The sequence below is a fragment of the Streptomyces sp. NPDC042346 genome, from assembly GCF_055581845.1.
In genome coordinates, this window is sequence record NZ_JBVJEH010000002.1 from 372,050 (window position 1) to 387,414 (window position 15,365).

Here is a 15,365-nt window from a genome sequence, read left to right on the forward strand (position 1 = left end):
TACAGGTGAGGTTGCAGATCGTCGCTGTGTTGCCTTTCGACGAGCCGTAAGGAAGTGGCAGCTGAGCTGCAGGTACTCGGCGGGTCCCCGGTTTCGGTAACCGCGGACCCGTCCCTAAACTGCCGCCGCCTTACACGCCCTCTTCACGGCTTCGTGCCCCCTGAGGAAACAGATCTGCACCGCCCGACGATGCCGATCCGTCGTCGCGGGTGGAGATCAGGGGTGGTGCGATCTGCACGACCGGGTCGCCTCGGTCGTCCGCGCGGGCCAGGAGTCCGAGGCCGCGCATGCGTGCGAGAAGGAACTGCTTGACGAGTTCGTCCTGGCGCTCAGGGGTGAAGCCTCGGCCGTCCGCTCCGGCGACGAGTTCGAGGGCCCAGAAGAAACCGTCGCCGCGTACGTCGCCCACGATGCTCAGATCGGTCAGTTCGGCGAGCCGCTTGTGGAGGTGGCCGGTCAGGCCGCGGACGTTGTCCAGGACGCCGTCTCGTTCGAAGATGTCGAGGTTGGTCAGGGCGGTGGCGGCGGCGACCGGATGCCCGGCGAAGGTCAGCCTGTGCAGAAGGGGCACGCCGTCGTTGAAGAAGGGCGCGGAGACTTGTCGGACACCAGGACGGCGCCGAGTGTGGCGTAGGACGAAGTGAGGCCCTTGGCTGTGGTGATCATGTCGGGGATCGCATCGTACTTGGTCACTGCGAAGTATTCGCCGATGCGGCCGAAACCGGTGATGACCTCGTCGGCGACCAGGAGGAAGCCGTACTTGTCCGCCATCGCCGGTAGCCCTGCCCAGTAGCCTGCCGGAGGCGTGAGGCAGCCTCCGGAGTTCTGCACGGTTCGGCGATGAGCATGGCCACGTTCTCCGGGCCGGCCTCCAGCACCGCCGCTTCGGTTTCGGCCAGCAGCCGCCGGGTGAAGGCGCCCTCGTCGGTGTCCTTCGACATCCCCCAGGTGGGCCGCTTCGGCCTGGCGATCTGCTACGACGGCCGCCAACCCACAAGTGCGCCGCAACTGGTCGATCCGCTTGCCCAGGACATGCGCCATCCGCGTCAGCTCCAGCCCGTCCCCGAAACGCCCACATCGGCCTCACGCGTCAGCGCCGGCTCACGGATGCCCTGGGCCCACTCGGCGTCGTGGCGCCAGGGCGTGCCGAGCCCGGTCCGTCGATCGACAACACGAGGAAGTGCCACGTGCGTGAGACTGAGCAGCGGCGCCCTCGGTGTGAGGCAGCGGAAGGATCGGCTGGTCGGCGAGCACGTCCTGTGCCACGAGGGGCGAGACCGTACAACATCCATTCAAGGCGTTTGATATCGAACCCAGTCGTCCAAGGCGAGCGGAGCGGGCCCGCATCCGTGGCCTGGTCAGGCCGCGGATGCGGGCCCCGGCGGCAGATGGACGGTCATGATCAGATGGCAGGGCTCGTCGCCCACCCCGCGATAGGCATGGGGGGCGTCACCGTCGAACGTGGCGGTCTGCCCGGCTTCGACGGGGTGCTCCGCGCCATCGACGACCAGGACCATGCGCCCCGCGGTGACGCTGACGGTCTCCACGACGCCGGCCTGATGGGGGTGGCTGGGGTACTCCTCGCCCGGCTCGAGACGCCAGAGCCACACCTCGACCGGGGCGGGGCCCGAGGTCGTCAGCATCAGCCGGGCCTCGCTGCCCTGCTCGCCCGCCCACAGCGGCATCACGGCGCTGGCCGAGACCACGCGGACGCGCCCTTCGGTCGGGCCTTCCATCAGCGCGGAGACCGAGACACCCAGCGTGTCGGCCAGCCGGACCAGGGTCGCGAAGTTCGGATTGCCCTGCGCCTTCTCCAGCCCGACCAGGGCCCCCTTGCTGACCTTGGCCCGGCGGCCAAGCTCGTCCAGGGACAGGCCGGCGCGAGTGCGAGCTGAGCGGACGTTGTGCGCGAGCGTGCGCAGGGCCGCCTCTGTCTCGGTCACCTGGTCACCATCCCCATCGGTTCGGTCGGTCAATGGAATGCACCCCCCGGTCGTTCAGTTGACAGGGGACAGTCGTTCCATTGTACGGTTTAGTCGTTCCACTGTAATCGTAAGGGATCGTCTCGTGATAGCTCTACTGCTGGCCCTGGGCAGCTCACTGGCCTACGGATGCGCCGACTTCCTCGGCGGTCTGGGCGCCCGTAAGGCCCACGTACTCCGCACTGTGATGGTCGCCGCGCCGGCCAGCCTGGCGGTCGAGCTGCTGTTGTGGCCCGTGCTCGGCGCCTCGTTCAGCCCCGCCGCGCTCGGCTGGGGCGCCGCCTCAGGCGTGGCCTCGGCCGCCGCGTTCGCCCTGCTCTACAAGACCCTCGCCATCGGCCCGATGAACGTGCTCTCCCCGGTCACCGCGCTGGTGTCCGCCGTGCTCCCGGTCACGGTGGGCCTCCTGCAGGGCGAGCACCTGGGGATGGCCGGCCTTTGGGGTCTGCCGCTCGCGCTGGTCGCGGTCGTGCTGGTCAGCGCCGGACACGGGACGGGCTCGTCCCGGCCGTCGCGTACGGCGCTGCTGCTGGCCCTCGGCGCGGGCGCGGCCATCGCGCTGCAGCTGATCTTCCTGCACCAGGCGCCGTCCGACAGCGGCGTGGCGCCGTTGATCATCGGCAGAGCGGTCGCCTCGGTCGTCACGATGACCGCGGCCGGGCTCCTGTACCGCAGGCTCGGCCCCGAGAAGCCCGCCTACGCTCTGTCGGCCACCGCCGGTGTGCTGGACTCGCTGGCGAACCTGCTGTTCCTGCTCGCCGCACGCAGCGGCGACCTCACCGTCGTCGCCGTGATCACCGCCCTCTACCCGGCCGGCACGGTCCTGCTCGCCCGCAGCGTGCTCGCCGAACGCATCCACAAGGGACAGGTCGTCGGCCTGGGCGCAGCCGCGGTCGCCGTCAGCCTCCTCGCCCTCACCTGATCGCCCTGCGCACCTCAAGGAGCCCCGCATGTTCATCCAGCCCTGGGACGCGGCCCTGGACGAGGCCGAATGGCAGACCTGGATCGCCGAAGGCCACGACTTCGGACTGCTCAGCGTCAACGGCCTGCTCGGCCACGCGCCCACCACCGTGCCCACCCACTTCGTCCCCGACGGCAACCGGCTGCTGGTCCATCTGGCTCGCCCGAACCCGGTCTGGGAGTCGATCGAGTACGACCCGAACGTCACCTTCACCGTGATCGGCGATTACGCCTTCGTCCCCGGGCCCTGGCGCGCCAAGCCCGACACGCCTCCCACCGACGGCGTGCCCACCAGTTACTACGCGGCCGTCCAGTTCATCTGCCAGGCCCACATCGTCGACGAGCCGGAAGCCAAGGCCGAGCTACTGCGCCGACAGATGGCCCAATTTCAGCCCGACGGCGATCACGCCCCCATCGAGGTCGACCAGGCGCCGTACGGGCGGATGCTGCCCGGCATCCGCGGTCTGACGCTGGAGGTGACGGAGGTCCGGGCCAAGTTCAAGTACGACGACCACAAGCCCGTAGAGCACCGCGCCACCGTCGCCGAGCGCCTCACCGACCGCAAGCAGGCCCTCGACGAGCCCACGGCCCGCCAGCAGCGGCGCCGCCTGGACCGCATCGGCGCCTGGAAACCCTGACCCCGCCCACCCCGCACCACCTCGGAACGGAGCTCTACCCATGACCGCCTTCCGCATCACCCCCGCCGTCGCCACCGCCTTCCCCGACACTCTCATCGCCGTGGTCACCGCCAGCGGACTGCGCGGCCACGAGCCCTGGCCCGACACCGCCGCTGCACTCGACGGCCTTGAGCAGCAGCTGGCCGCCGGCGCCTGGGCCCCGGCCGACGAGAGCGACCCTCGGATCGAGGCGTGGCACACCGCCTACCGCTCTTTCGGCACCAACCCCCGCCGTATCCGCCCCAGTGTCGACGCCCTGGGGCGCCGCATGGCCAAGAAGGGCACCCTGCCGCGCATCAATCCGGCCGTCGACTCGTACAACGCCGTCTCCGTCCACCACGGCCTGCCCGCAGGAGCCTTCGACCTCGACCACGTCTCCGGCGCCGTCGAGATCCGGTACGCGGACGGCACCGAGGAGTTCACCCCGCTCGGCGAACCCGACACCACCGAGAACCCCAAGCCCGGCGAGATCATCTACACCGACACCACCAGCGTGCTGACCCGGCACTGGAACCACCGCGACGCCCACCGCACTCGCGTCACCGAGGACTCCACCCGCGTCGCCTTCGTCCTCGAAACCCTCCACGCCACCCGCGACGGCCACCTGCTCAAGATCGCCGCCGAGGAGCTGCACGGCCTGCTGATGCTCCACGCCGAGCACACGCGCGTGCACAACCTCAGCCCGGAACATCCGGAAGTCACAGCTTGAGCCCGCGAGGCCGGCAGCCGGCCATGAGCCGGTGGATCGCTTCCGTGGCGAGGATGGCGCCGAGGCCGTGCCCGCGCCACGGCTCGTCCAGGCTCACCCTGTCCATGACGAGCAGGGCAGAGTGTAGGGAGCGCGGCTTGGTGAGCACGGGATCCTGCGGGAACGTCGGATTCCGCGAGTGATGAGCACTGCTTGAGTCGGGTTGATCATGAGCAGGGCGCGCCACCGGGACCTTCTCGGTAGTCACCGTAAGTAGCTGACGGGTGGCGACCAGCCCGGGGTGGATGGATCGATTGCTCAGTAGGTCCGTCGGACCTGCTCCACGCTCTGGCCGTTCACTCCTGGTAGCGCGGGAGGATGTCGCCGTTCTTGACGAAGGTCAAGGCGGCGGCGACGTCGTATGCATGGATCGCGGAGGCGAGCGGTGCCAGCCGGTTGGTCAGGCCCTCGATCGCGTTGCCGGTGAAGAATGCGTCCCGTGCTGCGCTGTCGCTGAACCCGAGGACGAGGGAGGCGTGGAATCGCTGGTCATGGGGGTTGTCGTGGGCGACGCGCGGGGTGTCCCAGAGCTTTTCGCTCCAGGGCAGGAACGTCTGCGTGCGCAGTTCCTTCAACGCTGCGGCGTCGGCGAGCGCGGGAACGAGCTGCTGGTTGACGAACTTCCGGAACTCGCCTGCGCCGACCCCGTCTCTGCGGCGCAGGTAGATCAGGGTGCGGGCACCGACCGTCTCGCCGGGGCCGGCGACGTCATACCAGCGGGAGGAGTTCGGCGGGCCGGCGTACAGCAGGGTGCGACGGAACACGTTGATCTCGTCGGCGTGGGCCAGCTTCGCCTGCTTGCGCCCTTTCAGGGGCGCAAGCGCCGATGGGAAGGTGACCTCGGCGACGCCGTCGATCTTCCGGTCCGCGGGAATCGAGGTCTGCACCCCATCGGTCGCCGGCCACCGGCCCGGGTTGTGCTCGGCGAGGTGGATCTGCCGGTACTCCTCCAGGCCCGGGGTGGCGGAGATGATCCCTGAGTGCGGTCCCTTCCAGTGGTCCATGCCGGTCTGGCGGGGCTGGTCGGTACGCACCCACAGCAGGATCGAGGAAGTGAGGTGCTTCTTCTCCACGCCCAGCTGAGCGGCGGACGGTGAGGTGCTCATGGTGCTGCTCTTCTCTCCCTCGTCGCCGAACGTGCAGCTGCGGTGTTCGCCAGAGGTCAACGGGCGAGGAACTCGACCGCGAGGGGGGCGAACTGCTGGTGGTACTGGAAGATGCCGCCGTGACCGGAGTCGGGGTAGATGATCAGCTCGCTGTCCTTGATGCGTCGGTGCAGGTCCTCGGAGAGGACCGAAGGCACCATGCGGTCGTTGTCGCCATTGGCGATCAGGGTGGGCTGGGCGAGCTGCGACAGGTCGTCGGGGGTGGAGCGCCCCCACTTCTTGATCGCCTTCAGCTGCGTCTGGAATGCCTTGACCTTGATCTTCGCATCGCGGTCGGCAGTGCGCTCCTTGAGCCGGCTGACGAACGAACGCGCGGCGGGCTTGCCGGTGGTGTTGCGGTTGAAGAACAGGAATTCCTTGGGATCCGACCGGGTCAGGGTGGCGCGCAGCATGTCCCAGTACGTGATGCCGGCGACCTTGTCGATGTCCTTGCCGCCCTTCGGCCCGGTGCCGGTGAGGACGAGCTTGCGCACGAGCTCGGGGTGCTTCACCACCAGGGCCTGGGCGATCATGCCACCGAGGGAGAAGGAGAAGACGTCGATCTTGTCGAAGCCGAGCGCCGTGATGAAGGTGTAGGCGTCATCAGCCATCGCCTCGATGCTGTCCGGCACCTGGCCCGTGGAGGCCCCGACACCGCGCTGATCGAAGGCGATGACGTGACGGCCCTTCGCGATGGGGTCGACGATGCGCGGGTCCCAGTTGTCCAGGGTCGCGGCGAGGTGCACGAAGAACACAACGGGGATGCCGCCCTTGGGGCCCAGCTCGCGGTAGGCGTAGGTGACGCCGCCGGCGGTGACGGTGCGGGTCGGGGCGTGAGCGTACGAGGTGATGACGGGTTCGTTCGACGTGCCGGTGCTGCTCATGATGGTTTCTCCCGGTGTGTTTCTGGTCGCCCGCCGCGGGTGGCGGAGGGTCAGCCGGGGCACGGCTGCCCTGTCGAAGCCGGGTGCCTTGCCCGCGACCGGGCGCACCACGCCTTGCTCGATGCGGTGGTGATCTGGTGGAGCCGGTCGATGCCGGCGCGCCCGACCTACGTCATCGAGACGACGACCTTGCCCGCCTTCGCCCGGCCCCTTTCGACGTACTCCATGGCCTGGATGGTTTCGTCGAACGGGAAGACGGTGTCGACGACGGGGCGGATCTTCCCGGTGTCGATGAGGGGGGTGAGTTCCCGCAGCTGATCGCCACTGGCCTTCATGAACAGGAAGGAGTACGTCACGCCCAGGCGCTTGGCCTGGCGCCGGGTCTTGGAACTGAGCGCGGTCATGGCCAGGCGGAGGACCGGGTTCGCGCCTAGTTCACGGGCGAAGGCCAGGTCGGGCGGGCCCGCCACGCTGATGGCGATGCCGCCGGGCTTGAGGACACGCAACGACCTGGCCAGGTTGTCGCCACCGAGGCTGTCGAGGACGACGTCGTAGCCGTCGAGGATCTCGGTGAAGTCCTGGGTGCGGTAGTCGATGACTTCGTCCGCGCCGAGTTCCCTGACCAGGTCGACGTTGGCGGTGCTCACGGTGGTGGCCACGTGCGCGCCAAGTTCCTTGGCCAGCTGGACGGCGATGGAGCCGAGGCCGCCGGCGCCCGCGTGGATGAGGACCTTCTGACCCGGTCGCACGCGGGCGCGCTCGACCAGTGCCTGCCATGCGGTCAGGGCGACCAGGGGCAGGGAGGCGGCCTCGGTCATCGTGAGGGCGGCCGGTTTGGGCGCCAGGTCGTCCTTGTGGACGGCAATGAACTGGGCGAAGGTGCCGATGCGGTCCTTGTCGGGCCGGGCGTAGACCTCGTCGCCCACCGCGAAGCGGGTGACGGACGGGCCGACCCGGACGACCTTCCCGGCGAGGTCGTTGCCCAGGACAAGGGGGAGACGGTAGGGCAGGAACGCCTTGAAGTCCCCGTTGCGGATCCTGAGGTCCAGGGGGTTGACGCCCGCCGCGTGGATCTTGACCAGGACGTCGTCGGCGCCCATCTGCGGGTCGGGCATTTCGGCGGCGCGCATCCCGGCCTGGCCGCCGTACTTCTCGACCATGAAGGCCTTCATCGTCGTCTCCGTTCCGTGTCCCGTCCCTGGAAGGGGGCGGGGTCTGTGCTCGCCCCGGGCTTCTCCCAGTACGAGATAGTTTGTGTTGTTTTCCTGGCTGCGGCACATGGGCGCACTGCGTCCTCAGTCGCGTTCACCCATCAGGCCACCGGCACGACCGGGGCGGTGACGCGATCGGCAGCGCCTCCCTGGAGGCGGTCCAGGGAGGCGCCGATCCCTTCGTGGGGCGCGCCGAGCGGCACCGCGCTGACCTCGGTCAGGCGGGTGTACTGCTCGTCGGTCAGCTGGACGTCGAGGGCGCCGAGGTAGCTGTCGAGCTGGGCGAGGTTGCGCGGGCCGATGATCGGGACGCTCGTGCTGGATGCCCACGATCGGGGCCCAGTTCTTCAGGTCCGCGAGGCTCACCGCGCGCGAGACGCGCCAGGCGGGGAAGTTGGATAGTGCGGCGTGGTGGATCTTGCCGGCGCTCACCAGGTCGTCGAGTCCGCGCAGGAGCTCCTCCATCGGAGTGAGCTCGTCGGGGAAGTGCACCCACAGCAGGTCGATGTAGTCGGTGCCCAGACGTTTCAGGCTGGCCTCCACCGAAGCGACCATGTTCTTGCGGCTGTTGCCCGTCTTGGAGATGTCCGGCTGCGGCGCGGCTCCGAGGGCGAACTTGGCGGCCAGGACGAAGTGATCGCGGTCGGCGGAGATCAGCTTTCCGGTCAGTTCCTCGGACTCCCCGAACTGGTAGCCGTCCGCGCTGTCGAGGAAGGTGCCGCCCGCCTCCGCGAACCGGTCGAACATGCGGCGTGCCTCGTTCGGCTCGGCGCCGGCATCCCAGCCGGTTCCGAAATTCGCCGTGCCGAGCGCGTACTCGGACACGCGCAGTCCGGTCCGGTGTCCGAAGGTCGTGTATCGCATGAGAGGTCCTTGCGCGAGCGGTGGGAAGGGGGCGCGCCGCGGTGGCAGGGTGAACGTCAGCCTGCGTTCGGCTCGGGTGCCGCGGACAGGCTCTGCTTGACGTACCGGCTGGTCTCGTCGGCGAGGATCTCGGGCAGGCCGGCCTCGATGCCGTACAGGGCCTGGGTCGCGACGTCGGAGGCGGCGACCTTCTGTTCTGCGGGAACGCCCGCGGCCATGTCGGTGTCCATGTAGCCGACGTGCAGCGCCGAGACGGCGATGCCGCGCGGTGCCAGCTCCTCACGGGTCGCGTCACTCAGCGCCCAGGCGGCGGCCTTGGAGGCCGCGTAGGAGCCGAGGCCGGCCGGGTGGAACCAGGACAGGGCGGACAGGACGTTGAGTACGGCGCCGCCGCCGTTGCCCTCGATGACGGGGGCGAAGGCGCGGGTCGCGGCGAGCGGGCCGAAGAAGTTGGTCTCCATCTCCCGGCGCACCTCGTCCAGGCCGCCGCCGATCAGGGTCGCGCCGGTGGAGATGCCCGCGTTGTTGATCAGCAGGGTCGCATCCGACGCGATGCGGGCGGCCTCCCTTATCGACGCCTCGTCCGTCACGTCGAGGTGCAGCGGGATGACGCCTGGTACGTCGACCGTCTCGGGGCGGCGGGCCGCCGCGTACACCTTCGCGCCGCGCCCCACGAGCTGGGCGGCGAGGTGCCGTCCGAGGCCCCGGTTGGCGCCGGTGACGACCGCGACCGCTTTGTTCAGTTCCATGCCTGCTCCTGGTCTTCGGCGGGTGCCGTCGAGCTGCCCGCACGGTTTAGATTATGCAACCAATCTAAACACGGGTCTACGATAGATTCCAGTCGACATCCAAATAGGAGGGTGATCATGGGCCGCGTATCGCAGGCGCAGGCGGAGGAGAACCGCAGGCGGGTGGTGGACACCGCCTCGCGACTGTTCCGGGAGCAGGGCACCCAGGTGAGCGTCGCCGACCTGATGAAGGCGGCCGGCCTGACCCACGGCGCTTTCTACAAGCAGTTCCCCTCCAAGGAGGCGCTCGTCGACGAGGCCACCGCCCACGCCTTCGACGAGCTCACCCGGAGCCACACCGCAGGGCTCGCCCAGTACGACGGGCAGCGCGACGCCGCCCGGCGGGCGCTGATCGACGCCTACCTCTCCGTCGAACACCGCGACGACCCGGCGAACGGCTGCCCGGTCGCCGCGCTCGCCACGGACATCGCGCGCGAAGGCGGGGGGCATGAGGCCCGGCGTGTCTACACCGAAGGGGTGGCCGACTTCGCCGACTTCCTCGGCGGTGACGACCAGGACGGCATCGTCCGCCTCTGCACCCTGTTCGGTGCGCTGGCCCTGTCCCGGGCCACCAAGGGCTCCCCGCTCTCGGAGGAGATCCTTGCCGCCGCGCACGCAACCCTGATCAGGGGCGCGGCGGTCGAGTAGGCGATGCGGGTGATCCAGCGAACACGGGGGCCGAGCTGACACCATCTGCGGCACCTGGCCCTGTGCTCACTGTGGATCGTGCCGGATTGGTTCGGCGTCGTCTGCGATGCGCAGGATCTGCTGTGCTTCTCGGAGGAAGTCGCGCCTGCGGGACGTTGGCGCGAGGGGGGCGGGTGTCCCGGTCGATGATCCGGAGGCCGGCCCTGTGCCGCAGGAAGGCGTTGACGCAGTGGTGCACTCAGCGAGGCTCTCTCCGGCTACATCGGCGGTGCGGAGGATTCCGGCCGCTTGACGACGCGCACTGTCCGCGACCGCATCACCAGAAGGAAGTCCGGAACGTGGCTGCGTACCTTGCCGTCGACCCGCGCCACCATGCGCAAGGGCTAGGCGTAGATGCCGCACACCGACGGGTCGAAGTCGGCGAGCAGCAGGCGTGCGAGCTCCAGGCGGCTCTCGTAGACGACCTGGCCTCCCGTCGTCGCCGAGGCGTAGTCACCCGAATAGTGCGACATGCCGTGCACGGAACGAACCCGGCGCCGCGGGTCCGACTCATCGAGGTCCCTCAAGCGCAGCAGATAGAAGGGGACTTCGCGAGCCGACCCGTCGACGTACCTGATCGACGCGGTAGGAGTGTTGTGCCCGCTGTGACTTCTCCTCGCGCCTTGTTTGGCCATACTGGAACGGCGCGAAGCGGGCACACTGCTTAAACCGGAAGATCGCAAACAGTCGAGCCCTTTCGATGCCTGTCATGCGTTGTCGCAGGGCGCCGCTCCGCCCGTTGCAGAAGACGCGAGCGGCGGCAGCGACGGTCTCGTGGCCTGGGATTTGCGTGATGACGCGTAAGCGATCAAGGGCGAAGGGCGTCATCACCACGGCCCGCATCGCGGGCGCTCGACCGCTACTGAACGTTACCGCTGCCCATGATCACGCGGAAGTGCTCGCGAAACTGCGGAACCTACAGCAGAGCCTGAGTACGGCAGCCACTCGCTGGCGTCCTCGGTAAGTTCCCCGTGGCCGGATCGAGTAGTGCCTGGGCTGTCTCGTACAGCTCTTCAGACTCCTCCTCCATGGCCCGGACCGCGTTCATGCCCCGGTCGAGGTGCACCCTGGAGAAGGTCATCGTCCCGACCTCCGCCTCCTCGTGGAGGATGGCCACGTCCCACCGCTCCAGAGTGTCGGCCTGTGGGGTGTCTCCGAGTTCGTCGGTGTAGGAGATGCGCAGGCGCAGCTCGGAGGGATCTCCGGGCAGCAGGGAGGGTGCGTTCGCTGCTGCAGCCTGGCGACGCGCCATGGGCAGCGGGCCAGCCGACTCCTAGAGCTGGTCTGTCTACCGACGTGCGCGATGCGGCCCTCAGGCCATCGAACATGCTGAAGGCCCCGGGAACCGCGGGGCGGTTCTCGGGGCCTTCAGCCGAAATCGAGTTGGGTCAGACGGTGTTGGATCGTCGGTGCTGGTCGGAGCCCGGGGTTCTGTCGGCCTTCTTGCGTCGGCGGTTGAGGTAGACGGTGGCGGCTCCGGCGAGCAGCAGGGTTGCGCCGCCGGACAGCAGGGCGATGGTGGTGGAACTGGAGCCGGTGTGCGCGAGGGAGCCTGGGGGGCTGGTGCCGCCCGTCGGTGAGGCGGAGCCAGTGGCGGCGTCACTGTCGGCCGGGGCGGAGGCGGGGAGCGGTTCCTCGGCCGGGGAACGGGCGGAGGGGGAGCCGCTCGGGATCGGCTGGCCGGAGGCAGATGCGGTGGGCCGGGTTGTCGGCTTCTGAGTGGGGCGTGCGGTCGTGGTGGCGGTGTTGACGAGAGAGGCCGCGACGGGCTGGCCGGGGAGGGCGGTGACGTCGACGGATGCCGTCTGCGGCCGGTGGCCTGCGGGTGCCTTGGTCTGGGTGATGGTGTAGGTGGTGCCGTTCCTCTTGCCGACGGGGAGAGTGGCCTTGGCGGTGCCGTCCTTGCCGGTGGTCAGGGTGAAGGTGCCCTTACTGTCCTTGGCGCCCTTCGGGATGACGTTGGCAACCGCGCCGGCCAGGTCCTTGCCGGTGGTCTTGTCGGTGACTTTGAGGGTGAGGCTGGCGGCCTTGTACGGGTCGGTGATCGGCAGGTCCGTGGGTGGGCCGGGGACGATGACAACGTCCTGGTCGGGGACGGTGTCCAGGACGGGGCTGCCGGAGGCGGTCTCCTTGAGCCGGGCGATGCCCGGGACCAGGCCGGTGAGGGTCAGGGTGCCGTCGCTGCCGGTCTTGCCGTCGGCGAGGGTCTTGCCGGTGGAGTCGAGCAGCTGGAACGCGGTTCCCGCTACGGGCTTTCCTTCGGGGTCCGTCTTGATGATGCGCAGACCGCCGACGTCCACAGGGTCGGACTCGCTGGACTGGGTGGCGGCAGTGGACGGCGTCGGGGCCGCCACAGCGAGGGGGACGGCCGTGAGCGCGGTCGCGGCGGTGAGAGTGATGACGAGCGGGCCAACAGCAGACGAAGAATCTGCTGGTGAGCCACTCCCCGAAGAATGCACGCGACGAACACCCCACCCGGCCCCTTGCCGTCCAGGCGACGGTACGGGCCAGAAACCAGGGTCGCTGATCAGGCGAGCCGTTTGAGGACGGCTTCGACGGCGTCGATGAGGGCATCACCCTCGGTTCCGGGGCGCCTGATCAGCCCGAGTTCGACGTCGGGGAGCGCGGGAAGGCCGTGTACGACGGTGCCCGGTTCGACGGTGGCCGGAAGGAGGGCGGCGGCGCCGAGGCCGGCGCGGACGGCCGCCCGGACGCCGGGCAGGCTGGTGCTCTCGAAGGCGGTGCGCCAGCCGCGTCCGGCGGCTTCGAGGGAGTCAAGGAGTGGTTGGCGCCAGCGGCAGGGCTGGGAGAAGAGGACCAAGGGGAGGGGGTCGAGGGTGGTGTCCAGGCTGGGGGCGGCGGCCCAGGTCATAGGGAGGCGCACCGTCCACCGGGGTGGCTCGGGGAGATAGGACGGGTCGCACAGGGCCAGGTGTATGCGTCCTTTGCCATATGCCTCGCGGAGTACGGGGCCGGGGCCGCTGATCAGCTCCAGGGTGGCCCGGGGGTTCATGCGGGTGAAGTCGGCCAGGGCCTGAGGGAGCGGCGCCGTGGTGAGGTCTTCGAGCAGGCCCACGCCGCAGTGCCCCTGGACGGCTGGGCCGGTGGCGCCGAGTGCCTGGGTGGACAGGGCCAGGATGCGTTCGGCGTACGGCAGCAGCGCCTCGCCGGCCTTGGTGAGGGTGACGCCGGTGGCGGCGCGGTGGAGGAGTGGCTGTCCGACGGTGCGTTCCAGCCTGCGCAGTTGCTGGCTGAGTGCGGGCTGGCTGTGCCCGAGCGCGGTGGCGGCGCGGCTGATGCTGCCGGAGCGGGTGCAGGTGACGAAGACCCGCAGCTGTGCCATGTCCAGATCCGATCCCATAACCAGACGTTATGTGGGATCTCCGGGATTAGCCAGTTCCTTCTGGCCTGGTGGGCTCGTAGCCTCAGCCGCATGTTCTACCACCACGTCGATGTCTTCACCGGCCTCCCCTACAGCGGCAACAGCCTGGCTGTCTTCCCCGACGCCGCCGGGCTCAGCGGCCCCCAGATGCAGCGGATCACGCAGGAGCTGCGCCACTTCGAGTCGATCTTCCTGACCCCGGACAAGACCTCGGGAAACTCGGGCCGACAGGCGCGGGTCTTCGACCTCATCGAGGAACTGGACTTCGCCGGGCACCCCGTCATCGGGGCCGGGTGTGTGCTGCACGCCCTGCACGGTGCCGACGAGGACGAGACGTGGACGCTGCGCTTGAAGGCCCGCACCGTGGAGGTGACCACGAGGCGGCTCGGAACCGGACGGTACGCCAGCGAGCTGGATCAGGGTCGGGCCGCCTTCCTCGGCCGCCCCGAGCCCTCGGACGCGAAGGACCTGGCGTCCTTGTTCGGCCTCGACGCCAAGGACCTCGATCCGGACCTGTCCCCTGAGGTCGTCTCCACAGGGCTGCGCTACCTGGTGCTCCCGGTCCGCGAAGGCGCCCTCGACCGTGCCCGCATCGCCTCGGACATCAGCACACGACTGGCGGACCTCGGCGCCCAGTTCGCCTACGTCCTCGATGCCACCGCTCTGGAGGCGCGGCACTGGAACAACGACGGGCTGACCGAGGACGTGGCCACCGGCAGCGGAGCCGGCTGCGCCGCAGCCTACCTGCGCCGTCACGGCTGCATCGGCGACGGCGAAGCCGTGACCCTGCGCCAGGGCCGGTTCACCGGACGCCCCAGCGAGATGACCATCAGCGCCCACGGCCACGGGGAGGACATCCACTCCGTGCGGGTAGGCGGCGAGGTCGCCTTCGTCGGCGAGGGACGGCTGGAGGTGCTTCCTCGGTGAGCGCCGCGACCCGGCAGACGATGCAGGCGATACCGGCATACGTCGGGCCGGACACGATCCGCACGCTCGTGGGGTACGAGGACGTGGTCGAGGAAGTGGCGGCAGCCTTCGCCGACTTCAGCCGCGGACTGGGCGACTCGCCGGCGGCGGTGTTCGCGCCGGCGGGCCGGGACGGCGACGTGCACGTGAAGTCGGCCTGGCTTCCGGGCCGTTCCGTCTTCACGGTGAAGGTGGCCACCTGGTTCGCGGAGCGTGCCCGGCGTGGCGGCACGCCTGGAGCCGGTGCCGTCGCCGTGTTCGACGCCCGGACCGGGGACCTGCAGGCCGTGCTGGAGGACGAGCACCACCTGTCCGACATCCGCACCGCGGCCGCCGGCGCGCTCGCCGCGCGCACGCTGGCCCGGCCGGACTCCGCCGTGGTCGGCGTGCTGGGTACCGGAGTTCAGGCGTATCTGCAGATCCTGGCGGCTGCCGACGAACTGCCGATCCGGGAGGCGAGGGTCTGGGGCCGCCGCGACGAACGCGTGCGCCGCCTCGCCGCCGCGCTGGTCACACGCCGCCCCGACCTGCGGGTGACCCCGGTGGGCACCGCCCGGGAGGCGTGCGAGGGCGCCGACGTGCTGGTGACGGCCACCGCCAGCACCGAACCGCTGGTCGACGCCGAGTGGCTGGCTCCCGGCCTGCACATCACCGCCGTAGGAGCCGACGACCCGACCAAGGCCGAACTGTCCCCGACCTGCCTGTACCGCGCCGACCGGATCGTGGTCGACAGCCGCGCCCTCACCGCCGTCCACGGAGACCTCGCGCGGGCCCAAGCCGCCTTCCCGGAACCCACGGAACTCGGCGAGGTGCTTGCGGGGTCGGCACCGGGCCGCGAACGGGCCGACGAGGTCACCGTCTGCAAGCTCATCGGCCTGGGCGTGCAGGACCTCGCGGCGGCCCAGGTCACCCTGGACCTCCTCCGGGGCACGGTCCCGCAGCGCAGTCGGCCACCGGCCTGTGCCACGGACCTGCACGCGGGCACCGCCCCCGACGGGCCGGTGGCAAGGAGCTGACCGCACCGTGTCCGCCCGTCCAGACCGTGGCGGCGAACCGGATCGCGGGCAAGGC

The 15,365-nt window shown here is 69.7% G+C and carries 18 protein-coding genes; 6 read left to right on the top strand and 12 right to left on the bottom strand.

The window, feature by feature from the left end; all coding sequences use genetic code 11:
- Nucleotides 1-130: 130 nt before the first annotated feature.
- The 3 genes from ACZ6K0_RS10400 to ACZ6K0_RS10410 form a co-directional block, all read right to left on the bottom strand.
- Nucleotides 131-571, bottom strand: a complete 441-nt coding sequence (locus tag ACZ6K0_RS10400; RefSeq protein ID WP_469233897.1) for an aminotransferase class III-fold pyridoxal phosphate-dependent enzyme — start codon at nucleotides 569-571, stop codon at nucleotides 131-133.
- Nucleotides 550-1,041, bottom strand: coding sequence for an aminotransferase class III-fold pyridoxal phosphate-dependent enzyme (locus ACZ6K0_RS10405; RefSeq protein ID WP_469233895.1), 492 nt, complete (start codon nucleotides 1,039-1,041; stop codon nucleotides 550-552). Before ACZ6K0_RS10405 ends, ACZ6K0_RS10400 begins: the two co-directional genes overlap by 22 nt.
- Nucleotides 1,042-1,358: 317 nt before the next feature.
- The gene (locus ACZ6K0_RS10410) at nucleotides 1,359-1,943 is read right to left on the bottom strand and encodes a helix-turn-helix domain-containing protein (RefSeq protein ID WP_469233893.1); all 585 of its coding nucleotides are present in this window, start codon (nucleotides 1,941-1,943) and stop codon (nucleotides 1,359-1,361) included.
- Nucleotides 1,944-2,067: 124 nt separating this feature from the next.
- On the opposite strand from ACZ6K0_RS10410, the gene ACZ6K0_RS10415 reads away from it, so the two are divergent.
- Genes ACZ6K0_RS10415 through ACZ6K0_RS10425 form a run of 3 tightly spaced genes read left to right on the top strand, consistent with a single transcriptional unit; the run spans nucleotide 2,068 to nucleotide 4,328 of the window.
- Nucleotides 2,068-2,904, top strand: coding sequence for an EamA family transporter (locus tag ACZ6K0_RS10415; RefSeq protein ID WP_469233891.1), 837 nt, complete (start codon nucleotides 2,068-2,070; stop codon nucleotides 2,902-2,904).
- A gap of 28 nt (nucleotides 2,905-2,932) precedes the next feature.
- Nucleotides 2,933-3,580, top strand: a complete 648-nt coding sequence (locus ACZ6K0_RS10420) for an FMN-binding negative transcriptional regulator (protein ID WP_469233889.1) — start codon at nucleotides 2,933-2,935, stop codon at nucleotides 3,578-3,580.
- Nucleotides 3,581-3,620: 40 nt separating this feature from the next.
- Nucleotides 3,621-4,328 carry a B3/B4 domain-containing protein gene (locus ACZ6K0_RS10425; protein ID WP_469233887.1) on the top strand — a complete coding sequence of 236 codons (708 nt, stop codon included), beginning with the start codon at nucleotides 3,621-3,623 and terminating at the stop codon, nucleotides 4,326-4,328.
- 335 nt (nucleotides 4,329-4,663) lie between these two features.
- On the opposite strand, the gene ACZ6K0_RS10430 is transcribed toward ACZ6K0_RS10425, so the two are convergent.
- The 5 genes from ACZ6K0_RS10430 to ACZ6K0_RS10450 all read right to left on the bottom strand — a co-directional run bounded on the left by ACZ6K0_RS10430 (nucleotide 4,664) and on the right by ACZ6K0_RS10450 (nucleotide 9,220).
- A complete protein-coding gene (locus tag ACZ6K0_RS10430; protein WP_469233885.1) occupies nucleotides 4,664-5,473 on the bottom strand; it encodes a strictosidine synthase in 810 nt (269 codons plus the stop codon).
- A 56-nt stretch (nucleotides 5,474-5,529) separates the two neighbouring features.
- Nucleotides 5,530-6,396, bottom strand: coding sequence for an alpha/beta fold hydrolase (locus tag ACZ6K0_RS10435; RefSeq protein WP_469233883.1), 867 nt, complete (start codon nucleotides 6,394-6,396; stop codon nucleotides 5,530-5,532).
- A 167-nt stretch (nucleotides 6,397-6,563) separates the two neighbouring features.
- Complete coding sequence (locus tag ACZ6K0_RS10440; RefSeq protein WP_469233881.1) at nucleotides 6,564-7,568, bottom strand: NADP-dependent oxidoreductase; 1,005 nt, start codon at nucleotides 7,566-7,568, stop codon at nucleotides 6,564-6,566.
- 123 nt (nucleotides 7,569-7,691) lie between these two features.
- A complete protein-coding gene (locus ACZ6K0_RS10445) occupies nucleotides 7,692-8,432 on the bottom strand; it encodes an aldo/keto reductase (protein ID WP_469233879.1) in 741 nt (246 codons plus the stop codon).
- Between the two features lie 95 nt (nucleotides 8,433-8,527).
- Nucleotides 8,528-9,220, bottom strand: a complete 693-nt coding sequence (locus ACZ6K0_RS10450; RefSeq protein ID WP_469233877.1) for an SDR family oxidoreductase — start codon at nucleotides 9,218-9,220, stop codon at nucleotides 8,528-8,530.
- Between the two features lie 117 nt (nucleotides 9,221-9,337).
- Here ACZ6K0_RS10450 and ACZ6K0_RS10455 point away from each other — a divergent pair, with 117 nt between their 5' ends.
- A complete protein-coding gene (locus tag ACZ6K0_RS10455) occupies nucleotides 9,338-9,907 on the top strand; it encodes a TetR/AcrR family transcriptional regulator (protein WP_469233875.1) in 570 nt (189 codons plus the stop codon).
- A gap of 383 nt (nucleotides 9,908-10,290) precedes the next feature.
- Here the strand turns inward: ACZ6K0_RS10455 and ACZ6K0_RS10460 are convergent, their stop codons facing one another.
- The 4 genes from ACZ6K0_RS10460 to ACZ6K0_RS10475 form a co-directional block, all read right to left on the bottom strand.
- Nucleotides 10,291-10,419 (bottom strand): hypothetical protein, encoded by a 129-nt coding sequence (locus ACZ6K0_RS10460; RefSeq protein ID WP_469233873.1) that lies wholly within the window; start codon nucleotides 10,417-10,419, stop codon nucleotides 10,291-10,293.
- A 443-nt stretch (nucleotides 10,420-10,862) separates the two neighbouring features.
- Nucleotides 10,863-11,198, bottom strand: coding sequence for a hypothetical protein (locus ACZ6K0_RS10465; RefSeq protein WP_469233871.1), 336 nt, complete (start codon nucleotides 11,196-11,198; stop codon nucleotides 10,863-10,865).
- A 136-nt stretch (nucleotides 11,199-11,334) separates the two neighbouring features.
- The gene (locus tag ACZ6K0_RS10470; RefSeq protein WP_469233869.1) at nucleotides 11,335-12,300 is read right to left on the bottom strand and encodes a SpaA isopeptide-forming pilin-related protein; all 966 of its coding nucleotides are present in this window, start codon (nucleotides 12,298-12,300) and stop codon (nucleotides 11,335-11,337) included.
- A gap of 173 nt (nucleotides 12,301-12,473) precedes the next feature.
- Nucleotides 12,474-13,307: a LysR family transcriptional regulator gene (locus ACZ6K0_RS10475; protein ID WP_376406706.1), complete on the bottom strand. Its 834-nt coding sequence runs from the start codon at nucleotides 13,305-13,307 to the stop codon at nucleotides 12,474-12,476.
- A 72-nt stretch (nucleotides 13,308-13,379) separates the two neighbouring features.
- On the opposite strand from ACZ6K0_RS10475, the gene ACZ6K0_RS10480 reads away from it, so the two are divergent.
- Nucleotides 13,380-14,255, top strand: coding sequence for a PhzF family phenazine biosynthesis protein (locus ACZ6K0_RS10480; RefSeq protein ID WP_469233866.1), 876 nt, complete (start codon nucleotides 13,380-13,382; stop codon nucleotides 14,253-14,255).
- Complete coding sequence (locus ACZ6K0_RS10485) at nucleotides 14,252-15,310, top strand: ornithine cyclodeaminase family protein (RefSeq protein ID WP_469233864.1); 1,059 nt, start codon at nucleotides 14,252-14,254, stop codon at nucleotides 15,308-15,310. The genes ACZ6K0_RS10480 and ACZ6K0_RS10485 overlap by 4 nt, the downstream gene beginning before the upstream one ends.
- Nucleotides 15,311-15,365 lie beyond the last annotated feature (55 nt).